Annotated in this window: 17 protein-coding genes; 8 read left to right on the plus strand and 9 right to left on the minus strand. The window is 72.7% G+C overall.

The window, feature by feature from the left end; all coding sequences use genetic code 11:
• Positions 1–114: 114 nt before the first annotated feature.
• The 4 genes from STRBO_RS0118215 to xylB form a co-directional block, all read right to left on the minus strand.
• A complete protein-coding gene (locus STRBO_RS0118215; RefSeq protein WP_005475151.1) occupies positions 115–1,413 on the minus strand; it encodes a helix-turn-helix domain-containing protein in 1,299 nt (432 codons plus the stop codon).
• A 332-nt stretch (positions 1,414–1,745) separates the two neighbouring features.
• Positions 1,746–2,345 (minus strand): N-acetylmuramoyl-L-alanine amidase, encoded by a 600-nt coding sequence (locus STRBO_RS0118220; RefSeq protein WP_005475149.1) that lies wholly within the window; start codon positions 2,343–2,345, stop codon positions 1,746–1,748.
• 221 nt (positions 2,346–2,566) lie between these two features.
• The gene (locus tag STRBO_RS0118225; RefSeq protein WP_020114568.1) at positions 2,567–3,775 is read right to left on the minus strand and encodes an ROK family transcriptional regulator; all 1,209 of its coding nucleotides are present in this window, start codon (positions 3,773–3,775) and stop codon (positions 2,567–2,569) included.
• A 115-nt stretch (positions 3,776–3,890) separates the two neighbouring features.
• On the minus strand, positions 3,891–5,336 hold the full coding sequence (gene xylB, locus STRBO_RS0118230; protein WP_005475145.1) for a xylulokinase: 1,446 nt from the start codon (positions 5,334–5,336) through the stop codon (positions 3,891–3,893).
• A 147-nt stretch (positions 5,337–5,483) separates the two neighbouring features.
• Here xylB and xylA point away from each other — a divergent pair, with 147 nt between their 5' ends.
• Positions 5,484–6,650 carry a xylose isomerase gene (xylA, locus tag STRBO_RS0118235; protein ID WP_005475143.1) on the plus strand — a complete coding sequence of 389 codons (1,167 nt, stop codon included), beginning with the start codon at positions 5,484–5,486 and terminating at the stop codon, positions 6,648–6,650.
• A gap of 938 nt (positions 6,651–7,588) precedes the next feature.
• Here the strand turns inward: xylA and STRBO_RS0118245 are convergent.
• The gene (locus tag STRBO_RS0118245; protein ID WP_005475140.1) at positions 7,589–8,878 is read right to left on the minus strand and encodes a hypothetical protein; all 1,290 of its coding nucleotides are present in this window, start codon (positions 8,876–8,878) and stop codon (positions 7,589–7,591) included.
• The gene (locus tag STRBO_RS0118250) at positions 8,875–11,739 is read right to left on the minus strand and encodes a DEAD/DEAH box helicase (protein ID WP_020114569.1); all 2,865 of its coding nucleotides are present in this window, start codon (positions 11,737–11,739) and stop codon (positions 8,875–8,877) included. Before STRBO_RS0118250 ends, STRBO_RS0118245 begins: the two co-directional genes overlap by 4 nt.
• Before the next feature lie 220 nt (positions 11,740–11,959).
• Here STRBO_RS0118250 and STRBO_RS0118255 point away from each other — a divergent pair, with 220 nt between their 5' ends.
• Positions 11,960–12,172, plus strand: a complete 213-nt coding sequence (locus STRBO_RS0118255; protein ID WP_005475138.1) for a hypothetical protein — start codon at positions 11,960–11,962, stop codon at positions 12,170–12,172.
• Between the two features lie 40 nt (positions 12,173–12,212).
• On the opposite strand, the gene STRBO_RS0118260 is transcribed toward STRBO_RS0118255, so the two are convergent.
• The 3 genes from STRBO_RS0118260 to STRBO_RS0118270 form a co-directional block, all read right to left on the minus strand.
• Positions 12,213–13,094: a hypothetical protein gene (locus STRBO_RS0118260; protein WP_005475137.1), complete on the minus strand. Its 882-nt coding sequence runs from the start codon at positions 13,092–13,094 to the stop codon at positions 12,213–12,215.
• A gap of 135 nt (positions 13,095–13,229) precedes the next feature.
• Complete coding sequence (locus STRBO_RS0118265) at positions 13,230–13,526, minus strand: hypothetical protein (RefSeq protein ID WP_005475136.1); 297 nt, start codon at positions 13,524–13,526, stop codon at positions 13,230–13,232.
• A gap of 154 nt (positions 13,527–13,680) precedes the next feature.
• Entirely contained in the window at positions 13,681–14,280 is a 600-nt protein-coding gene (locus STRBO_RS0118270) for a class I SAM-dependent methyltransferase (RefSeq protein ID WP_020114570.1), read from the minus strand.
• Between the two features lie 152 nt (positions 14,281–14,432).
• On the opposite strand from STRBO_RS0118270, the gene STRBO_RS0118275 reads away from it, so the two are divergent.
• The 6 genes from STRBO_RS0118275 to STRBO_RS0118300 all read left to right on the plus strand — a co-directional run bounded on the left by STRBO_RS0118275 (position 14,433) and on the right by STRBO_RS0118300 (position 20,109).
• Complete coding sequence (locus STRBO_RS0118275) at positions 14,433–15,209, plus strand: MHYT domain-containing protein (RefSeq protein ID WP_005475130.1); 777 nt, start codon at positions 14,433–14,435, stop codon at positions 15,207–15,209.
• A 52-nt stretch (positions 15,210–15,261) separates the two neighbouring features.
• A complete protein-coding gene (locus tag STRBO_RS0118280) occupies positions 15,262–17,808 on the plus strand; it encodes a sensor histidine kinase (protein ID WP_005475128.1) in 2,547 nt (848 codons plus the stop codon).
• Entirely contained in the window at positions 17,805–18,242 is a 438-nt protein-coding gene (locus STRBO_RS0118285) for a roadblock/LC7 domain-containing protein (RefSeq protein ID WP_005475126.1), read from the plus strand. The genes STRBO_RS0118280 and STRBO_RS0118285 overlap by 4 nt, the downstream gene beginning before the upstream one ends.
• Positions 18,243–18,262: 20 nt before the next feature.
• Complete coding sequence (locus tag STRBO_RS0118290) at positions 18,263–18,676, plus strand: DUF742 domain-containing protein (protein ID WP_028796728.1); 414 nt, start codon at positions 18,263–18,265, stop codon at positions 18,674–18,676.
• Between the two features lie 189 nt (positions 18,677–18,865).
• A complete protein-coding gene (locus STRBO_RS0118295) occupies positions 18,866–19,471 on the plus strand; it encodes a GTP-binding protein (protein WP_005475122.1) in 606 nt (201 codons plus the stop codon).
• Positions 19,472–19,695: 224 nt separating this feature from the next.
• Positions 19,696–20,109, plus strand: a complete 414-nt coding sequence (locus STRBO_RS0118300) for a roadblock/LC7 domain-containing protein (protein WP_005475121.1) — start codon at positions 19,696–19,698, stop codon at positions 20,107–20,109.
• Positions 20,110–20,196: the final 87 nt, after the last annotated feature.

Genomic DNA, 20,196 nt, shown 5'->3' on the forward strand with positions numbered 1-20,196 from the left:
CCCCGCCCCCCCCCGCCCCGCCCCGCCCCGCCCCCCCGCCCGTCGACAGCTGTGGCCCCGCACGGGGTGCCCTGGCCGTCGTCTCAGTCCATCCCGCAGCCCTCCGCGCACCTCTCAGGGACGCCGAAGGTACCCCCACCCCGGTGGTGCCGACAGCTCCGACTCCAGCTCGCGCAGCCTGGACCGGACCGCCGGGTTCGGTCGTACGGTTGCCAGCGCCCGCCACACCTCCAGGTCGTCCTCGCCCCAGGGGGCGTGCGCCCAGTCCGCCAGCAGGTCGGGATCACGGCGGGCTATCAGGGCGGTGCGCAACCCGTCGGCGAGTCGGTGCCGCAGCCGTACGACGGCCGGGGCCTGTGAACCCGGCAGCACCGGCCCTGCGTACGCCGACGCCGCAGCCGTCACCGCGCCCGTCTCCAACCTCCGTTCCACGATCGCCACATCGGTCTCGACCGGCACCATGAGCCGGTACGGCCGCGACCCCAGCAACCCCGGCCCGAGCAGTCGCCGCAGCCGGGCCAGTTCGGCCCGCAGGGTCACCGGCGTCACCGACTCGTCCTCGTACAGCGCGCAGAGCAGCTCGTCTCCGGACAGACCCTCCGGGTGCCGTGCGAGCAGCACCAGGATCTCGCTGTGCCGACGGCTGAGCCTGATCTTCCGTCCGCCTGTGACAAGTTGCGCCTCGTCTCGCCCCAGTGCCGCCAGTTCGAGCGCGTCGGCCGGCGCCCCGGGAGGGGCGAGCAGCGCGAGCTGGGACTCGGCTGCCCTGGCCACCGCCTGGACGAAGCCGAGGCTGTGCGGGTGTGCCAGGCCGTCCCCGCCGGTGATGTCGACCGCGCCGAGCACCCGGCCGGTGCGCGGATCGTGCACCGGCGCCGCCGCACACGTCCACGGCTGCACCCGCCGTATGAAGTGCTCGGCCGCGAACACCTGCACCGGCCGGTCCAGGGCGACCGCGGTGCCCGGCGCGTTCGTCCCGACCACGGACTCCGCCCAGCGCGCGCCCGGCACGAAGTTCATCCGGTCCGCCCGCCGTCTGGTCGCGGCATCCCCCTCCACCCACAGCAGCCGGCCCTGCGCGTCGCACACGGCCAGCAGATGCTCGCCGTCCGACGCGAACGTGCCCAACAACTCCCGGATCAACGGCATGACCCGGGCCAGCGGATGCTCCGCGCGGTAGGAACCGAGGTCGCCGTCCGTCAGTTCCACCCGTGCGGTGCCCTCCGGGCCGACTCCCGCTCTCGCCGAACGCCGCCATGAGTCCGCCACCACCGAACGCACCGGCCGTGCCACCGTTCCCTGCAGCGTGAACACCTCGTGTGCGTGGCGCAGCACCCGCACCCGCTCGACGGGGTCGGCTCCCAGCTCCAGGGCCACCCATGGATCGCTCAACTCGGCCTCCCCGGAGAGCATGCACCGCCGGAACCATCGTCACCGCCGAACACCCGCCCGACAAGCCACGCGACCCCGCCGCTCGCCTCGGACACCGAACCCGCTCGCCTCGGACACCGAACCCGATCACCGCGGATGTGGAACCTGGTCGGCGCCGCGCCCGGACCGCGGCTTCCCGGACGTCCGACCGCGCCGGTCCCGGCGATGCCGGACAGGGTCGACCCGACGAGGCCGGACAGGGTCGACCCGACGAGGCCGGACAGGGTCGACCCGACGAGGCCGGACAGGGTCGACCCGACGAGGTCAGACGGATGTGATCAGACGGAGCTCAGACGGATGTGATCAGACGGGGGTCAGTGGGATGTGACCAGGCGTATATAGCGGTCCCAGTCCCAGTGCGGCCCCGGATCGGTGTGGTCGGTGCCCGGCACCTCGTGGTGACCGATGATGTGGGCGCGGTCCTTCGGTATGCCGTACGTGTCGCAGATCGCCGAAGTGAGCTTCGCCGACTGCTCGTACAGGGCGGCGGTGAAGTATTCGGGCCGGTCCACCCAGCCCTCGTGCTCGATGCCTATGCTGCGGGCGTTGTAGTCCCAGTCGCCCGCGTGCCAGGCGATGTCGCGCTCACGGACGCACTGGGTGACCCGCCCGTCGCCCGAGCGCAGCACATAGTGCGCGGAGACCTGTTTCGCCGGGTTCCAGAAGACGGGCATGGTGTTCTTGTACGTCGTCTGCGTCACATGAATGATCACGAGGTCGATGGGCCGGTCGGCCGGTCGGTCCGCCGAGGTGTAGTTGGCGGGGCTCGCCGGTTCCCACAGGGCCGGCGTGCGGTCGACGGGCGGGGGCTGGGTTCCGGCCCGCGGTCTCGGGAGCAGGACGTAGGGGATCGCGCCGAAGGCGGTGCCCCGCAGGAGCCGGCGCCTGCTCGGCGACGGCCTGGCTCGCTCCATCTGGGTCCGCCTTTCAGGGGATCGCGCTCGGACTTCGCAGTCGAAGACGCATCCGCAGGTCGAATGGCTGCGCCTCACGTGAATCACGGTACGGCGATCGCCGGTCGGCCCGTCCGGGCGGGCGGAAGACGGTGGACAGAGAGCCGATTGTGGATAACCACGTCACCCGGAAGGGGGATGCGCCAGCCCGAGTCCGTGAATCGCGGCGTTCCCGGGCCGCGTCACGGTCGCACTCCGGCCGTCGCCGGATCGTCCAGCACAGCGCGTACGACCGAGTGGGCCGCGCCCAGCAGAGGCCCTTCGGAGCCCAGCCGGGACACGGTGACGGCGCATGCCGGACCGGCCGTCCGGCGGGCCAACTCCCGCTCCAGCGACGGCAGCAACCAGGGAGCGAGTGCGGCCAGGGCGCCGCCGAGCACCACGGTCTCGGGGTCCAGCAGATTGACCGCGCCGGTCAGCGCGATACCGAGTGCCGTACCGGCGCCGCGCAGGGCCCGGCGCACATCCTTGTCACCGGCCGCGGCCCGCTCCGCGAGGAACTCGACACGACGCTCTCCCGGTTCCAGGCCCGCGGCCCGGAGCACGGCCTCCTCACCGGCGTACTGCTCCAGGCAGCCGCGTCCACCGCAGGCGCAGTCGGGGCCTTCCGGACGGACCGGGACATGCCCCAGCTCACCCGCGAAACCGCGCGTTCCACGCAGCAGCCGGCCGTCCACGACGACCGCACCGCCGATGCCGATCTCGGCGGAGACGTGCAGGAAGTCCTGCGGGGTGCCCTCGCCGAGCCAGAGTTCCGCGAGGCCGCCGAAGTTCGCCTCGTTGTCCACGGTCACCGGCAGGCCGCGGGGCAGCAGGGCGCCCAGGTCCGTGTCGTGCCAGTCGAGGTTGGGCGCGCGGACCACCGTCCGGGCGTCGCTCGCCACCAGCCCGGGCACGGCGACCGCGAGTCCCGCCGGCCACAGGCCCTCGCCCTCCGCTTCGGCGACGACCTGCCGGACCAGTCGGGTGAGGTCGTCGATGACCGGTTCGGGCGATCGGCCGCGGTTGGTGCCGTGCCGTACCGCCCGTGCGCGCACCTGCCCGCGCAGGTCCACGGCGCAGACCGCGAGGTGGTCGACCCCGATCTCCGCCCCGATGCCGGCGGGCCCGCGTCCGCTGAGGGCGAGCGCCGAGCCGGGCCGCCCGACCCGGCCGGGACGCTCTGGGCCCAGCTCTTCCAGGAGTCCCGAGCGGATCAGCTCGTCGACCAGGGTCGAGACGGCGGCCCGGGTCAGACCGATGCGGGAGGCGACGGCGGCCCGGGACAGCGGCCCCTCGGCGTTGACGGAATGCATGACCCGGGAGAGGTTGCGGCGGCGCATGCCCTGCTGATTGTCGGGCAGTCGACGCCCGGAGCCGCCCGCGCGGGATGCGTGCAGTGGTGCGGTCATGCCTCCCCCGGCTCCGGTCGGTATGTCCTGATGGCTGTCCTGTAGATCATGCAGGAGTCGTATTTTCCCACGTCGGACACCCCGGTTTGGTCAGCTGCCGTCCGTCCGGGTCCGGTCAGCTGCCGTCCCTCTCGCGCTCCAGCAGCGGTGCGGCGTCGGACAGGACCCCGGAGATCCTGGCCAGCGTCTCCTCGTCCCGCTCCACGGCCTCCAGCACCGGCCCCCGTGCCGTGTCCCAGCGGCGGGCGACCGCGGCCGGGTCCTCGCCGGTGAGCAGTCCGGCGGCCTGCGCGGCGGCGCCCAGGGCGACCAGTTCCCTGGCCTCGGGGACCTGCACGGCGCGCCCCGACAGGCGGCGCACGGTCTGCTGCCAGGCGGTGCCCCGCGCGCCCCCGCCGATCAGGAGCAGCGGCGCGGAGGTGTCCGCGTCGGCGTCGAGCACCAGGTCGAGGGCGCCGAGCAGCGAGTGGACGGCACCGTCGTACGCGGCCTGCAGCAGCTGGCCGCCCGTCGTGTCGTGGCGCAGTCCGTGCAGCAGGCCCGAGGCGTGCGGCAGGGCCGGGGTGCGCTCGCCGTCCAGATAGGGCAGGAGAGTGGCGCCGGTGTTCGGCTCCACGGCCTCGCGGTCCAGATGCAGCAGGGCGGCGATCCGGTCGACGGCCTGGGTGCAGTTCAGGGTGCAGGCCAGGGGAAGCCAGTCACCGTGCGCGTCGGCGAAGCCCGCCACCGTGCCGGTCGGGTCCGCGGGGCGGTGCCGGGAGACGGCGTACACCGTGCCGGAGGTGCCGAGGCTCAGCACCGGGGTGCCCGGGCGCAGCCCGAGTCCCAGCGCGGCGGCCGCGTTGTCGCCCGTACCGGCGGCGACCAGGGTGCCCCTGGCGAACGGCAGGTCGTGTGCGTCCCGTACGGTCCCGGCGACCTCGCCCGGCCGGACCACGCGGGGCAGCAGCGCCGGGTCCAGCCCCACCCGGTCGAGGACCTCCGCGTCGTACGCCTCCGTCGCCGACGCCCACCATCCCGTGCCGGAGGCGTCACCGCGGTCGGTCGTGCCCTGACCGGTGAGACGCTCGGTGAGGTAGTCGTGCGGCAGACGTACGGCGGTCGTCGCGCGGATCGCCTCGGGCTCGTTCTCGGCCAGCCAGGCCCACTTCGTGACGGTGAACGACGGTCCCGGCACGCTGCCGGCGCGCTCCGCCCAGGCCTTCGCACCGCCCAGTTCCTCCACCAGACGGGCGGCCTGGGGCGCCGAGCGCACGTCGTTCCACAGCAGCGCCGGACGGACCGGTTCGCCCCGGGCGTCGAGGGTGACGAGGCCGTGCTGCTGGCCGCCGATCGACACCGCGGAGGCCTCCCGCGCCGGCTCACCGCACTGGTGCAGTGCCTCGCGCAGCGCGTCCCACCACTGGCGCGGATCGCTCTCCCGGCCCGCACCGGAGGAGACGGTGTGCGGCGCCTGCCCGCTCGCCACCACCCGTCCGGTCGACGCGTCGACGACCAGGGCCTTGGTGGACTGTGTGGACGAGTCCACACCGACGACGAGCGGACCCTCGGCTGCTGACATCGGGCTTCTCCCTCTCACACGGCTCGTGACGTGCCGCTGACGCGGCCGGCGCCTCTGTCCGGCGACATCTTGCCTTCCCGGAGACGTGTCCGCATACTAATTTGTAAATCGCCATGACGAAATAGTCGGAGCGCAAGGAGCCGCGGCATGAACTACCAGCCCACCCCCGACGACAGGTTCACCTTCGGCCTGTGGACCGTCGGCTGGCAGGGACGGGACCCGTTCGGCGACGCCACCCGGCGCGCCCTCGACCCGGTCGAGACGGTGCGGCGCCTGGCCGAGCTCGGCGCCCACGGTGTGACCTTCCATGACGACGACCTGATCCCCTTCGGGTCCTCGGACACCGAGCGCGAGGAGCACATCAAGCGCTTCCGCGCGGCCCTGGACACCACCGGCATGACCGTGCCGATGGCGACCACCAACCTCTTCACGCACCCGGTCTTCAAGGACGGCGCGTTCACCGCCAACGACCGCGACGTCCGCCGGTACGCCCTGCGCAAGACCATCCGCAACATCGACCTGGCGGTCGAACTGGGTGCCGAGATCTACGTCGCCTGGGGCGGCCGAGAGGGTGCCGAGTCCGGCGCCGCCAAGGACGTCCGGGACGCGCTCGACCGCATGAAGGAGGCCTTCGACCTCCTCGGCGAGTACGTGGTCTCCCAGGGCTACGACCTGAAGTTCGCGATCGAGCCCAAGCCGAACGAGCCGCGCGGCGACATCCTGCTCCCCACGGTCGGCCACGCCCTCGCGTTCATCGAGCGCCTGGAGCGCCCGGAGCTGTACGGCGTGAACCCCGAGGTCGGTCACGAGCAGATGGCCGGGCTGAACTTCCCGCACGGCATCGCCCAGGCCCTCTGGGCGGGCAAGCTCTTCCACATCGACCTCAACGGCCAGTCCGGCATTAAGTACGACCAGGACCTCCGCTTCGGCGCGGGCGACCTGCGCTCCGCCTTCTGGCTGGTCGATCTGCTGGAGAGCGCCGGATACGCGGGCCCCAAGCACTTCGACTTCAAGCCGCCGCGTACCGAGGACTTCGACGGCGTGTGGGCGTCGGCGGCCGGCTGCATGCGCAACTACCTGATCCTCAAGGAGCGTGCGGCGGCCTTCCGCGCGGACCCGGCGGTCCAGGAGGCCCTGCGCACCGCACGCCTGGACCAGCTCGCCCAGCCCACGGCCGCCGACGGTCTGCAGGCCCTGCTCGGGGACCGTACGGCCTTCGAGGAGTTCGACGCCGAGGCCGTCGCCGCGCGCGGTATGGCTTTCGAGCAGCTCGACCAGCTGGCCATGGACCACCTGCTGGGCGCGCGCGGCTGATCACGCGCGCGTGGGAGGCCTTTTCCGCTGACGCGGCAGGGGTCTCCCGCCGCCCCGGTCGGGGTCTGTGGCGGTGTCTTTCCGCGCCTCTCTCGGTCGATCCCTGCGCGGAATTCTTCGAGATCATGCGCTTCTTGGCATGAGTCGTATCAACTGCCGTGCAGGGCTCGCGCCTTGGCCGTTCTGCGGCGACTGTGGTCGGTATGGGCATGCCGCCGACACCGTCCGAGCCGCCCCGGCCGCCGGAGGGCACACCGCCGCTCCACGGGGGAGGGTTCGGGCCGCCGACAGGTGGCTTCGGGCCGCCGCCGGGCGATCCGACCCGGGGACACATACCACCACCCGGGGCCTTCGGGCCGTATGCACAGGGTGGTGCCCTGCCTCCATCGGGGCAGGGCGGTGGCTGCCGGCCCCCGGGTCAGGGCGGGGGTCGGCAGCCACCCGATCCGCACGGCGGACCTCCTCCCGGTCGCCGGCGCAACGCCCCCCTCCTCGTGTCGGCCGGGATCATCGCCGTGGGTGCCGTCATCGCCCTGGTGCTGGTCCTCCTTGGGGACGAGACGTCGCCGGACGACCGGCCGTCGGGCGGAACCCACGGCAGTACGGACCCTTCGCCCACCCCCACCCCGTCGTTGAGCCTTCCCTCCGGACTGCCCAGTGACCTTCCGGCCATGCCCTCGGGCTTCCCGAGCAACCTGCCCAGCGCGTTCCCGAGCGAGATTCCGAGCGACCTCGATCCGTTCGTTCCCGACCCGGTCGGGGATGTTGAGTGAGGGAGAACCACCGGGCACGGCGCCGGAGCGGTGGCTGCCCGCAGCATGCACGACGGACGACCGACAGCGGCTCACGCGCGCGGCCGACGTTCCGCCCCGGCTCGGCCCGCCCGCCTCGCCCGCCCGCCCCAGCCGGCCCGCCCGGCCCGCTCACCCGGAACGGCCTCAGGCGTCGGCCTCCGCGCCGACGGATGCCAGTGCCGTCGCCGGATCCCGTGCCGCCGGGCCCGCGGGCACCCACCGCCCCCGCTCCTTGCGATAGGGCCACCACCGGCCGTCCCGGCCCAGCCGCAGCTGGGCCGAGCCATCGACCACGGTCCAACGGTTACCCGCGGCGCGCAGCTCGGGCCGTTCGCCCTCCTCCCAGGCCGTCGCCAGAGCGGCACGCGCGCGTGCGAGCGAGTCCGCCGGTGGGTGCCACTCCTCGTCCAGGACGGCGAGCCCGGCCGCCCCGCCGTGACGCCAGGCCCGCACGGCCGGCTCCAGCCCTTCCCGGCCGCGCCCGGAGCCCTGACGAAGCCGTGCCATGATGCTCGGCCCCGGATCGCCGGAGGCCAGCCGCACCGCGTCCTGAGGGACGGTCGGCTCCACGTCCGGGGGCTGTCGCTCGTGGCCGGGACGGAGGGCCTCGGCCAGCATCCGATGGGCTTCCCGGGCCGTCCGCGCCGCCAGGAACTCCAGCGCGGCAGGGTCCACCCCGGGCGCGGGCGGGGTTTCGGTGTGCAGGGAGGCCGGCAGACCGGGCTCTGCCGGCAGCGGGGGCGGCTCGGGCAGCGGCGGAAGGATCCCGCCCGCCGCGAACGCCTCGGCGGCGTCCAGCCCGTCCTGGTGGCTGCCCCGGAGACCTTCCGGAGCCGGCTGTTCGTCCGCGACCGCGGCGATGCTGCGCACCTGCAACTCGGCCAGGAGCGCACGCTCGGCGCGCCCCCGCATCAGCAGCAGGACGAACGGGTCCTGGTCCAGCAGCCGGGCCACCTGGTGGCAGAGGGCCGCGGTGTGGCCGCAGTGGTCCCAGGCACCGCAGTCGCACCGCGCCTCCAGATCACCGAGGCCGGGCAGCAGTTCGACCCCCGCGGCAGCGGCGTCCTCGACCAGATGTGGTGGCATCTCACGGTCGAGCAGAGCGGCGATGTGTCCGGCCCGCTCGACCGCCATGCCCACGAAACGGTGCCAGTGGTCCTCGGAGAGCTCCTGCAGCAGCACGTCGGCGCGGTGGGCGGTGCCGTCGCGGTCCTGGACGACCGCGGTGACGCGCCCGGGGCGCACCGAGACCGCGCCCACGGCTCCCGCGCGCGCGAGCCTGCGCCCCGCCTTGACCTGTTGCCCGTCCAGAGCCGACTCCTCCAGCGCGTTTAACCAGGCCCGGCCCCACCACGTCCGTGCCGGACCCCGCCCGGGAGCGGGAGCGGGCACCGTGAACGTGCGCTCGTCGTCGTGTCCCGTGCGTTCCGTCATCGTGCGTCCCCTCGCAGCTCGACCAGGTCGGCCAGTTCGACGTCGGACAACTCGGTCAGTGCCGTGTCGCCGCCCAGCACCGCGTCGGCCAACTCCCGCTTGCGCAGGAGCATCTCCGCGATGCGGTCCTCGATCGTCCCTTCCGTGACCAGTCGGTGCACCTGCACCGGACGGGTCTGGCCGATGCGGTACGCCCGGTCCGTGGCCTGCGCCTCGACGGCCGGGTTCCACCAGCGGTCGTAGTGCACGACATGTTCGGCACGGGTCAGGTTCAGCCCCGTGCCGGCGGCCTTCAACGACAGCAGGAAGACGGGCACTTCGCCCTTCTGGAAGCGCTCGACCATCGCCTCGCGCTCGGTGACCGGTGTCCCGCCGTGCAGGAACAGCGTGGGCACACCGCGTGCCGCCAGATGACGTTCCAGGAGCCGTGCCATCCGGACGTACTGTGTGAACACCAGGACGCCCGTCCCTTCGGCGAGGATCGTGTCCAGCAGTTCGTCCAGCAGCTCCGTCTTCCCGGATCTGCCCGCGATGCGTGGCCGTTCCTCCTTGAGGTACTGGGCCGGATGGTTGCAGATCTGCTTCAGCCCGGTCAGCAGCTTCACGATCAGTCCGCGGCGCGCCATGCCGTCGGCGTCGGCGATCTCCGCCATCGTCTCGCGGACCAACGCCTCGTACAGCCCGACCTGTTCCCTGGTGAGCGACACGGTCCGATCGGTCTCGGTCTTCGGCGGGAGCTCCGGCGCGATGCCCGGGTCCGACTTGCGTCGGCGCAACAGGAACGGCCGTACGAGGCGGGTGAGCCGCTCGGCCGCGACAGGATCCCGGCTTCCTTCCATGGCCTGCGCGTACCGGGTGCGGAAGGTGCCGAGCGAGCCGAGGAGGCCCGGAGTGGTCCAGTCGAGGATCGCCCACAGTTCGGAGAGGTTGTTCTCCACCGGCGTACCGGTGAGCGCCACGCGCGCGCGTGCCCCGATCGTGCGCAGTTCCTTCGCCGTGGCCGAGTAGGGGTTCTTCACGTGCTGGGCCTCGTCCGCCACGACCATGCACCAGGACACGTCGGCCAGGCGGGACGCGTCGAGTCGCATCGTGCCGTAGGTGGTGAGGACGAACTCACCGTCGCCGAGCCCGTCCAGGCCGCGCACGGATCCGTGGAAGCGGCGCACGGGGACGCCCGGCGCGAACTTCTGGATCTCTCGCTGCCAGTTGCCCATGAGCGAGGCCGGACAGACGACGAGAGTGGGCCCGGCCGACGCGGGGTCCGCCTGCCGGTGCAGATGCAGCGCGATCAGGGTGATCGTCTTGCCCAGGCCCATGTCGTCGGCGAGACAGCCGCCGAGGCCGAGGGACGTCATCCGGGCCAGCCAGTCGAGGCCACGCAGCTGATAGTCCCGCAGTGTCCCGGCCAGCCCGGACGGCTGCCTGACCGGCACCTGCCTCTCGGGGTCCGACAGCCGCTCCCGGAGTGTCGCCAGCCACCCCGTGGGCCGCACGTCGACCATCCGGCCGTCGACCTCCGTGGAGCCCGTCAGAGCGGCGCCGAGCGCGTCGAGAGGCGACACCTTGTGGTCCCGCCGCGCACGCGCGTGGCGGATCTTTTCCGGGTCCACCAGGACCCACTGGTCGCGCAGCCGCACCAGGGGCCGGTTCGCCTCCGCCAGCTGGTCCAACTCCTGCCGGGTGAGCCGCTGGTCGCCCAGGGCGAACCACCAGTCGAGGGTGAGCAGTGCGTCGGAGGACAGGTACGACGGGGTGGCCGACGGCGCGGTCGCGGGGCCGTCCCGCTCGTCGCCGTCCGGTGGGCCGATGACCGCGCGGGCTGTCAGCCCGCGCGTCAGTTCCTTCGGCCAGTGCACGTCGACGCCGGCCGTTGCCAGCAGCCCGGCGCCCTCACCGAGCAGCTCGGCGACCTCCTCGTCGGCGAGTTCCACCACGTCCGGCACGGCTGCCGACAGCAACGGGGTGAGTGGCGGCCAGGCGCGGACCGCGCGGCGCAGCGCCGACAGGGCGTCCATCCGCGCGCGGGGGCCGAAGGGCCCGGTGGCGGCCCACACGGCGGAGGCGTCCGCGACGAGCGCCGGGTCGCTCACGCTGTGCACCTGCGGGACGGCGCGGAACGTCGGCTCGGCCCCGCCCGCCCCGTCGGCGCGGACCGAGGTGAGCCCCAGGACCTCGATGCGCAGCGAGACGCGGACCCCCGAGTCGTGCCCGGAGGCCACGTCCGCGGCCCAGGCACGTTGCTCGGGGACGTACTGGGGCTCACGTGCGGCGAAGGCGGGGCCGGCCGCCGCGATGCCGGCGGCCGGGGAGCGGGGCAGTGTGTCCATGACGGCGTCGAGGAACTCGCGCAGCAGCCGCTCCGGATCGGGCAGCCGCAACGGCTCGCCGAGGTCGACGGGCACCGCGTGTGCCTCGGGCGGCATCGCGGCGGCCAGCTCCCTCACCCGGTCCACGTCCTGCGCGCGCAGCGGACCGGCCCGCCAGGCGTCATGGCCGCTCGCGGTCACACCGGGCAACAGCAGCCCGCGCGCGGCGAACTGCAGTGCCAGCACGGCAGCCGCGCCCCAGAACGCGGTCGCCCGGTCGGACTCCGTGGCAGCACGCCCGCGCGTGAGCACCGGCAGCGCGGCACGTACCGGGAGCGACACGGCGGGCACCGTCACCTGCCGGACGCCGTCACCGCCGGGCAGGACGACGGTCACCTCCCCGGTGGTGCCGTGGGCCACCGGGGGCGGCGCCGAGCCGTCCGTCCGCCAGAAGGACACGCGGCCGGTACGGGCGGGGTCCGCCGCGATGAAGACGGCGTGGCAGCGGGTCAGCTCGTCGATGTCGGAAGGAGATGCCACGGGGTTCGTCGGCACAGGGATATCGGACTCCTCAAATTTGACTACCTAGCCAGGATCGCCGAGGTTACCTCGCTTCAAACCTTGGACGGGTCCGCAATGAAGTGACGTGGGTCACTTTTGCCCGTCGGTGGTGAGGGCATCTCAGGGTTGTACGGGGGTTCGATTCAGGGGCGTGTCAGGGTCGTGGTCCGGAACCGCGGGGACTCCGCTCCCGTTTTCAGGACAGAGAGCGGCAATGGCCGCGAAGGAGGCGACCGAGATGTCGAAGAGTACGAAGATCGTCGCGGGGGGTGCGGCCATCGGGATCGTCCTGCTGATCCTGTTGCCCTTCCCCTTCTGGGCCAATCTCCTGATAGTCCTGGGGATCCCCACGGCCGCGTACCTCGCGCTGGACCCCTCGCAGCGGCGCAGGCTGCGTCGGGTGGGCCGCAAGGAGATCGGCCGCTGAGTTCCCGCCGGCCCGCACGCGGGCCGGCGGCACGTCCCGCTCAGTTGGGACGTACGGCGATCTTGTCGAGGGATTCCAGGAGGCCGGGCAGTTCCGGTCCCCGTCCCACCGGCAGGACTTCGCCGGGCTCCTCGTCGAGAAGGACGAACGCGATGTCGTCGGTCCTGGCCACCATCGACCAGCCGGGGCCGTCGGCTCGGAGTGTCCGGGCGTCGCCCGGCGCGAAGGAGGAGCGGACGCGCCCGAGGGGCGGCGGGGACTCCACATACGCGCGAGCCTCGGCGAGGACGCGACGGATGCCCGTGCGAGGGATGCCCTGGTCCTTGCCGGAGTCTGTCGCAGCCCCGGCCGTCGTCGCGTCACCTGACGCCGTCACGTCGCCCGTTGCCGCCCGGTCCGCGCCGTCCTGCCCGGCGAACGCGGCGTCGTCGATCTGCTCCCGCCACGTGGACCACTGCAGCGCGATCTCGTCGGCTCCCAGGCGCCGCTGGGCGGGACCCCAGGTGCCGGTGTCCGGCGGACTCAGCGGGGGCAGGTCCGAGACCTCCGGGTCGGGATCGTGCGGGGCGGGCACCCCCGGAGCCGCCACCGCCACGGCGAGGGGCCAGCCGGGCAACGCCGCCACGACCGAGTGCTCATCGGGTGAGAGGTCGTACTCCATGCCGCAGTCCCATGACGCGATGGCCACGGCGACCAGCGACACGTCGTCCACCGCCACCGTCCAGCGGGCACCTTCGCCATCCTGCCCGAGGACGATTCCGTACCCGTCGGCGAGCGGGGCGAGACCGAGGGCCGCGCAGGCCTCCGGATAGTCGTCGCCCAGCACGCTGGGAAAGTTCGCGGGCGTGAGCAGTACCGCCGTCAGCACATACAGTGCGTCGTCGTCCCCGGCGGTGACGGCGTCGTCGTCCGTCCCGGCCATGCCGGCCTCCCATTGCTCTCGCTCGTCCGTCGGCGCACCCTAATGCGCCCGACGTGCCCTTGTCACGAGCGGGTACCCGGTGCGGAGCCGCAGGTGTCCGGGTGGACGGGGCGAATCGACCGAGACCCCACTCGTTCAGGCGGCGGGCAGCCCCAGAAGTGAGCGCGCCACCGTCTGCGGGGACTCGTCCCGCTCCCGCGCGAGTGCGATGACCGCCCGGCACGCCAGTTCGCTGACCCCGAACGACAGGGCCTCGGGCGACACCCAGGTCACTGCCTCGTCGACCTGGTCCTGGTCGTCCTCGGCGGACGCGGAGATGTAGACGGCGGCCGCCTCGAACAGGTTGTGCGTGCGTTTCGCCTCCTGCGCGGTGTTCTCGGTGCGCAACGAGTCGAAGAATCTACCGAAGGACTTGCGAACACTCTCGAACATATGGGCTACATACCCCCTGTGTCGGTGTCACAGCCGTCCTCGACAACGTAGAGACGCGGTCGCGGTCGCAGAAGGGGGAGGGCGGACCGGAGCACGTGCGACCGGCACGTGCGGGACGCCGGGCGGATCGGGCCCACCCGGGCCGCCCCGGGGCTCAGTCCACGCGCGCGGCGAGTGCGAGGAATCGGGTGTCCTCGTCGGCGTACGACGTCATGCGCCAGCCCGCGGTGGCCAGCAGCGGCTGGAGGCTCTCCTCGGCCCGCAGGTCCTCCGGGGTGATCCGCCGCCCCTGCCGCGCCGCGAGCGCCGCCCGGCCGATGGGGTGGAAGAGCGCGAGCGTGCCGCCCGGCCGGACCACCCTCGCCAGCTCCCGCAGGTTCTCGGCCGGATGCGGAAGGTGTGCGACGAGGCCCGCGGCGAACACCGCGTCCAATGACTCCGTGCGCAGCGGCAGCGCGGCCACGTCGGCGAGCAGCAACTGCCCGTCGCGGCCCCGTCCGGCCCGTGCGGCGGCCTCCAGCATGGCGGGTGTCAGATCCGCCCCGAGCACCACTCCGGAGGGCCCCACGGCGTCGCGCAACGGCGTCAGGGCCCGGCCCGTGCCGCACCCCGCGTCCAGCACCCGGTCGCCCGCGCGCAGGCCGAGGTCGGCGACCGCGGCGGCGTAGGCGGGGCCGTCGTCGGGGAACCGGGTGTCCCAGTGCGCCGCCCGTGCCGTGAAGAACTCCTGGACATGTGTGTGGTCGTCACTCATGCCCCGCATGATCCCGCACCGGAACAGCCCAGAAGACGACGCACACGTTCAGGCGGCAGGCGATCGTTCCAGTGCATATATGCGCCACATTCCAGCACCTTTCGAAATGCGCCCCCTCCGTGCTCCCGTGCCCCCACTAGCGTCCCGGAGCCATGGGACACCTGGACCACGCCACCTTCGGCTGGCTTACCCCCGCGCTGTCGTACGTCATGGCCTCCATCGGCGCCGCGCTCGGCCTGCGCTGCACGGTCCGCGCACTCGGCACCACCGGCAGGTCCCGCCGCAACTGGCTCGTCACCGCGGCGTCGGCGATCGGCACCGGTATCTGGACCATGCACTTCGTGGCGATGCTCGGCTTCGGCGTCAGCGGGACCGAGATCCGTTACGACGTGCCGCTGACCATCCTGAGCCTCCTCGTCGCCATGATCGTGGTCTGCGGCGGAGTGTTCGCCGTCGGCCACAGCCGCGACCGGGGCCGGGCCCTCCTCCTGGGCGGGCTCGCCACCGGCCTCGGCGTCGCGAGCATGCACTACCTGGGCATGGCCGCCGTCCGACTGCACGGCGACGTGACCTACGACCCGGCACTGGTCGCGCTCTCCGTCGGGATCGCCGTGGTCGCCGCGACCGCCGCCCTATGGGCGGCGCTCAACATCGAGTCGCCCCTCGCTGTCACCGTCGCGTCCCTGGTCATGGGCGCGGCGGTGAGCAGCATGCACTACACCGCCATGTGGGCGGTGCGGGTGGAGGTCACTCCGTCCGGGGCGGTCCTGCCCGGGGCCACGGCGATGCAGTTCATCTTCCCCCTCGCCGTCGGCCTCGGGTCCTACCTCTTCCTCACCTCGGCGTTCGTCGCGCTGTCGCCCACGGCAGGGGAGCGGGAGGCGTCCGCGTCGGCCCAACGGCCGGTCGAGAACGCCGCCGCCCACTAGCCGTGCGCCGGCCTTCCGTTCCCGCCCCCGAACCACTCCGATCGAGGAGGCCATGCGTACACCCCGCACCACCCCGACAGCCGGCGCCGAGCCGCCGCCCCGGCCCACCGTACGCGGCCGCCGCGCCCACGCCGGACCACCCGCCGACGAGCGCTTCGACCCCGACGGGACCGGCACTCCGACGACCGGACCGCCGCCGCGCGCGGGACGCCGGCACATACGCCCCCGCACCGTCCGGGCCAAGATCGTCTGCCTGCTGATGGTGCCCGTCGTCTCCCTGCTCGCCCTGTGGGCGTACGCCACTGTCACCACCGCCCAGGACATCGCCCGCATCAGACAGTCGCAGCGCGTCGACGCCTCCGTACGCGGCCCCGTCGCCGACGCCGTCGCGGCACTCCAGGCCGAGCGCGTGGCCGCCGTGCGCCACGCCACCAGACCCACCGCGCAGAGCGAGAACGAGCTGCGGACCACGGCGAGACGCACCGGCCGGGCGCTCGACGCACTGCGCCTGGGGGACCGCCACACCGTCGCCGACGGCGCCGACCTGCCGCCAGGAGTCGCCGAACGGCTCGCCGGGTTCGTGACCGGCGCCGACCGGCTGAGCGCGCTGCGCACGTCGGTGCTCGACCGCCGGACCGGCTGGATCGAGACGTACGAGCGTTACACCACGACCATCGCCACCGCCTTCGGCGTGGGCGGCGCGCTCACCGGAGTCCAGGACGCCGAAGTCGGCTCCGACGCGCGCGTGCTGCTGGAGTTCTCCCGCGCCGCGGAGGCACTGGCCCAGGAGGACACGGTTCTGGCCGGCGCCCGCCTGGCCGGAACCCTCGACCGTGAGCGGCTGCGCCTGTTCACCGGCGCCGTCGACACCCGCCGCACCCTGACCGAGGCCGCCGGTGCCGACCTGCGCGGCCCCGAACGGGCCGCCTGGCAGGAACTCTCCGGTGAACGCGCCTACGCCGAACTGCGCGCCGTCGAGGACGAGGTGGCGGCGAGACGCCCCGGAGCCCAGGCGCTCGGCGCCGCTCCCGAAGGGGCCTGGAAGTCCGCCCACGCGCGCGTGCGCGACGGCATGCGCGGCATCGAGTCCGACGCCGGACGCGAAACCGCCGACTCCGCCGGCCCGTTCACCCGCGCCCTGCTCACCCCGGCGGGAGCCGCCGTACTCCTCGGCCTCGCCGCCGTCGCCGCGTCGCTCGTCATCTCCGTACGCATCGGACGCGGCCTGGTCGTCGAGCTGGTCAGGCTGCGCAACGACGCCCTGGAGATCGCCCGCCGCAAACTGCCCCACACCATGCGGAGACTGCGCGCCGGGGAGGAGATCGACGTCGACACCGAGGCCCCGCCCGGACCGCCCGCGCAGGACGAGACCGGTCAGGTCGCCGAAGCCCTCGGCACCGTCCACCGAGCGGCCCTCCACGCCGCCGTCGAGCGCGCCGAACTCGCCGACGGCATCTCCGGCGTCTTCGTCAATCTGGCCCGCCGCAGCCAGATCCTCGTCCACCGTCAACTGAGCCTGCTCGACAGCATGGAACGCCGCTCCGACGACCCCGACGAACTCAGCGACCTCTTCCGCCTCGACCACCTCACCACCCGCATGCGACGCCACGCGGAAAGTTTGATCATTCTCTCCGGAGCCGCTCCGGGGCGCGCCTGGCGTCTGCCCGTCTCGCTGACCAACGTGGTCCGCGCCGCCGTCTCCGAGATCGAGGACTACGCGCGCGTGGAGGTACGGCAGCTTCCCGAAGCGAAGATCGTCGGCGCCGCGGTGGCCGACCTCACCCACCTCCTGGCGGAACTCGTGGAGAACGCCGCCCAGTTCTCACCGCCCCACACGCGCGTGCGGATCACCGGCGAACCGGTCGGCAACGGATACGCCGTCGAGGTCGAGGACCGGGGCCTCGGCATGGGCAAGGAGACCCTGATCGAGGCCAACCGCCGCATCGAACAGTCCGAGGCCCTGGACCTGTTCGACAGTGACCGCCTCGGCCTCTTCGTGGTGAGCCGTCTCTCCGCCCGCCACGACATCAAGGTCCACCTGCGCACCTCGCCCTACGGCGGCACCACCGCGGTGGTCCTCCTCCCCACCACCCTGCTCCACGACGGCGTGCCGGAACGTTCCCCTCGCGCCGCCGCCGAGGCGCGGCCGCGGCCCGCGGAACGCGAGCACGCGCGCGTGGCCGCCGCCCCGCACCAGGAACCCGTCGAACAGGCCGCGGACCGGCGCGCCCTCATGGCCCCCGTCGCCTCCACCGGGCCGGCCGCGGCTCACCGCGGTGCGGACGGCCCGCCCGAGCCGCCGCCCGGCGTCACCGCCCTGCGGCCCCACCGCCCCGCACCGGAACCGGACAGTTCCGGCGAACTGCCGCGCCGTGTGCGTCAGGCGCACCTCGCGCCCCAACTCCGTCGACAGCGCGCCGGGCCACCCACTCCGACGACGACCTCCCTGCCGGACGACACACGCACGCCGGAGCTCGTACGGGACCGCATGGCGGCCTACCGCGAGGGCTGGGCGCGAGGCGGCGGCAGAGCACCCGGCGGGGGCGTCACCCACAACCCCGCGACGGGCAGCGACAGCAGCGAAGGAGACCTCGCATGATCCACGACCCGAGCACCAGGGCCACCGAGCGGTCCGGTGAACTCGACTGGCTGCTGGACGACCTGGTTCTGCGCGTGCACGAGGTACGGCACGCCGTGATCCTGTCCAACGACGGGCTCGCCGTCGGCGCCTCCGGCGACCTCACCCGCGAGGACGCTGAACACCTCGCCGCCGTCGCCTCCGGCTTCCACAGCCTCGCCAAGGGCACGGGCCGCCACTTCGGCGCCGGTGGCGTACGCCAGACCATGGTGGAGATGGACGACGGCTTCCTCTTCGTGGCGGCCGCCGGCGACGGTTCCTGTCTCGCCGTCCTCACCTCGGTCACCGCCGACATCGGGCTGGTGGGCTACGAGATGGCGCGGCTGGTGAAACGCGTCGGAGAGCACCTCCGCACACCGACCCGCGCCGGCGCCCGCCCGCCCGCGGCCGGATGAACAAGGAACGGGCCGTGCTCATGACCGAGGGCAGCACAGACGCTTCGCGGGAGCTGTCGGGCAGCCGGTGGTTCGACAACGAGGCAGGGCCGCTCGTCCGCCCCTACGCCATGACGGGCGGCCGCACCAAGTCCGGCCCGAGCGGGTCCCGTTTCGACCTCATCGCGCTGGTCACGCTCGACGTGGACGCACCCGGAGCCGACGACGACCTGCTCGGCCCCGAGCACCGCGCACTCGTCGAACTGTGCCGTACCGAGACCCAGTCGGTCGCCGAACTCGCCGCGGACACCGACCTGCCCGTCGGTGTGGTGCGGGTCCTCCTCGGCGACCTCCTGGAGCTGCGCAGGGTCACCGTCAGCCGTCCCGTACCCCCCGCGCAGCTTCCGGACGAGCGGATCCTGCGCGAGGTGATCGAAGGGCTCAAGGCGCTGTAGACGCACAGGCACATACGTCCAGCCCGGACCGACTTGTGCACCGAACCAGTCACCGAACACGCACGAAAGTGGTCGGTGACATGAAAAACCGGTCCAACGCCCCATGAAGGAGCGGCAGTTGTCATGATGCTGACTTCTCACAGCCGTACCGATGTCGACCACGGCCGACACTCCCGAGAGAAGTGATCGATGGTCTCCGAGCACGTGGACGAGACAGAGGGCGACACGGGCGCCCTGGCACTGAAGATCCTCGTCGCCGGTGGATTCGGCGTGGGCAAGACCACCCTGGTCGGCGCGGTCAGCGAGATCAGACCGCTGCGCACCGAGGAACTCCTGAGCGAGGCGGGCCAGTCGGTGGACGACACCGAAGGGGTGGATCAGAAGACCACCACCACCGTCGCCATGGACTTCGGGCGCATCACCATCAGATCGGGACTCTCGCTCTACCTGTTCGGCACACCGGGACAGGACCGGTTCTGGTTCCTGTGGGACGAGCTGGCACAGGGAGCGTTGGGCGCCGTGGTCCTCGCGGACACCCGGCGGCTCCAGGACTGCTTTCCGGCCGTCGACTACTTCGAGCACCGCCACATCCCGTTCGTCGTCGCCGTCAACTGTTTCTCCGGAGCCCGTTCGTACGCCGCCCCCGACGTCTCGCGCGCCCTCGATCTCGACCCGGGCACCCCCGTGGTCCTCTGTGACGCCCGGGACCGTGACTCCGGGAAGGAAGTGCTGATACGGCTCGTCGAGTACGCCGGACGGATGCACACCGCCCGACTGCTCGACTCCGTGGGCTGAATCGGCGGCAACGCGCCCCGTCCTGGCCGGTTCTTGTCCCTTGACACCGCTGTTTCGGCAGGGAGGCGTCCGTTGTCGCTGGTCGGGCGGAAGCCTCGCCATGCCTTGTCGGTCATCTTCCTTGCCATGTCCCCGTCCTCCTTGCTCCGACGGCGGCGGTGGGGAAGGCTGAATCGTCGGATCCTCCTTGCCAGGGGGGAGCGACGAAACGGGGAGTAGGGACGATGGTGCGGAACGCGGGACTCGGTTGGCTGCTGGACGACCTGACCGAGCGCGTCGAACCCATACGGCACGCCTTGGTGCTGTCCAACGACGGACTCGTCACCGCGGCCAGCACCGGCCTGCGCCGCGAGGACTCCGAACACCTCGCCGCGGTCACCTCGGGACTGCAGAGCCTCGCCAAGGGCTCGGGCCGCCACTTCGGCGCCGGTGACGTCCGGCAGACCATGATCGAGTTCGACGACGCGGTGCTCTTGGTCACCGCGGCCGGGCCGGGCAGTTGTCTGTGCGTACTCAGTGCCGCGGAGGCCGACATCGGTCAGATCGGCTACGAGATGACGCTGCTGGTCAACCGTGTCGGCGAACACCTTCGCGTGGACGCCCGCCAGCCCGAACGCTCGGCCGCGATAGACCGCTGACCTGCCCTTTTCGGTGATCCGGGCAAAGTTATCCACAGGCCCGCCACGATGTTCGGCGAAGGGGCTACGGTTTTTCCCGAGGCGAGC

This window comes from Streptomyces bottropensis ATCC 25435 (assembly GCF_000383595.1).
Taxonomy (GTDB): Bacteria; Actinomycetota; Actinomycetes; order Streptomycetales; family Streptomycetaceae; genus Streptomyces; species Streptomyces bottropensis.

Coding starts and splice junctions, on each gene's coding strand:
- STRBO_RS0118215 (WP_005475151.1), bottom strand. CDS start 1,413: ATGCTCTCCGGGGAGGCCGAGTTGAGCGATCCATGGGTGGCCCTGGAG.
- STRBO_RS0118220 (WP_005475149.1), bottom strand. CDS start 2,345: ATGGAGCGAGCCAGGCCGTCGCCGAGCAGGCGCCGGCTCCTGCGGGGC.
- STRBO_RS0118225 (WP_020114568.1), bottom strand. CDS start 3,775: ATGACCGCACCACTGCACGCATCCCGCGCGGGCGGCTCCGGGCGTCGA.
- xylB (WP_005475145.1), bottom strand. CDS start 5,336: ATGTCAGCAGCCGAGGGTCCGCTCGTCGTCGGTGTGGACTCGTCCACA.
- xylA (WP_005475143.1), top strand. CDS start 5,484: ATGAACTACCAGCCCACCCCCGACGACAGGTTCACCTTCGGCCTGTGG.
- STRBO_RS0118245 (WP_005475140.1), bottom strand. CDS start 8,878: ATGACGGAACGCACGGGACACGACGACGAGCGCACGTTCACGGTGCCC.
- STRBO_RS0118255 (WP_005475138.1), top strand. CDS start 11,960: ATGGCCGCGAAGGAGGCGACCGAGATGTCGAAGAGTACGAAGATCGTC.
- STRBO_RS0118260 (WP_005475137.1), bottom strand. CDS start 13,094: ATGGCCGGGACGGACGACGACGCCGTCACCGCCGGGGACGACGACGCA.
- STRBO_RS0118265 (WP_005475136.1), bottom strand. CDS start 13,526: ATGTTCGAGAGTGTTCGCAAGTCCTTCGGTAGATTCTTCGACTCGTTG.
- STRBO_RS0118270 (WP_020114570.1), bottom strand. CDS start 14,280: ATGAGTGACGACCACACACATGTCCAGGAGTTCTTCACGGCACGGGCG.
- STRBO_RS0118275 (WP_005475130.1), top strand. CDS start 14,433: ATGGGACACCTGGACCACGCCACCTTCGGCTGGCTTACCCCCGCGCTG.
- STRBO_RS0118280 (WP_005475128.1), top strand. CDS start 15,262: ATGCGTACACCCCGCACCACCCCGACAGCCGGCGCCGAGCCGCCGCCC.
- STRBO_RS0118285 (WP_005475126.1), top strand. CDS start 17,805: ATGATCCACGACCCGAGCACCAGGGCCACCGAGCGGTCCGGTGAACTC.
- STRBO_RS0118290 (WP_028796728.1), top strand. CDS start 18,263: ATGACCGAGGGCAGCACAGACGCTTCGCGGGAGCTGTCGGGCAGCCGG.
- STRBO_RS0118295 (WP_005475122.1), top strand. CDS start 18,866: ATGGTCTCCGAGCACGTGGACGAGACAGAGGGCGACACGGGCGCCCTG.
- STRBO_RS0118300 (WP_005475121.1), top strand. CDS start 19,696: ATGGTGCGGAACGCGGGACTCGGTTGGCTGCTGGACGACCTGACCGAG.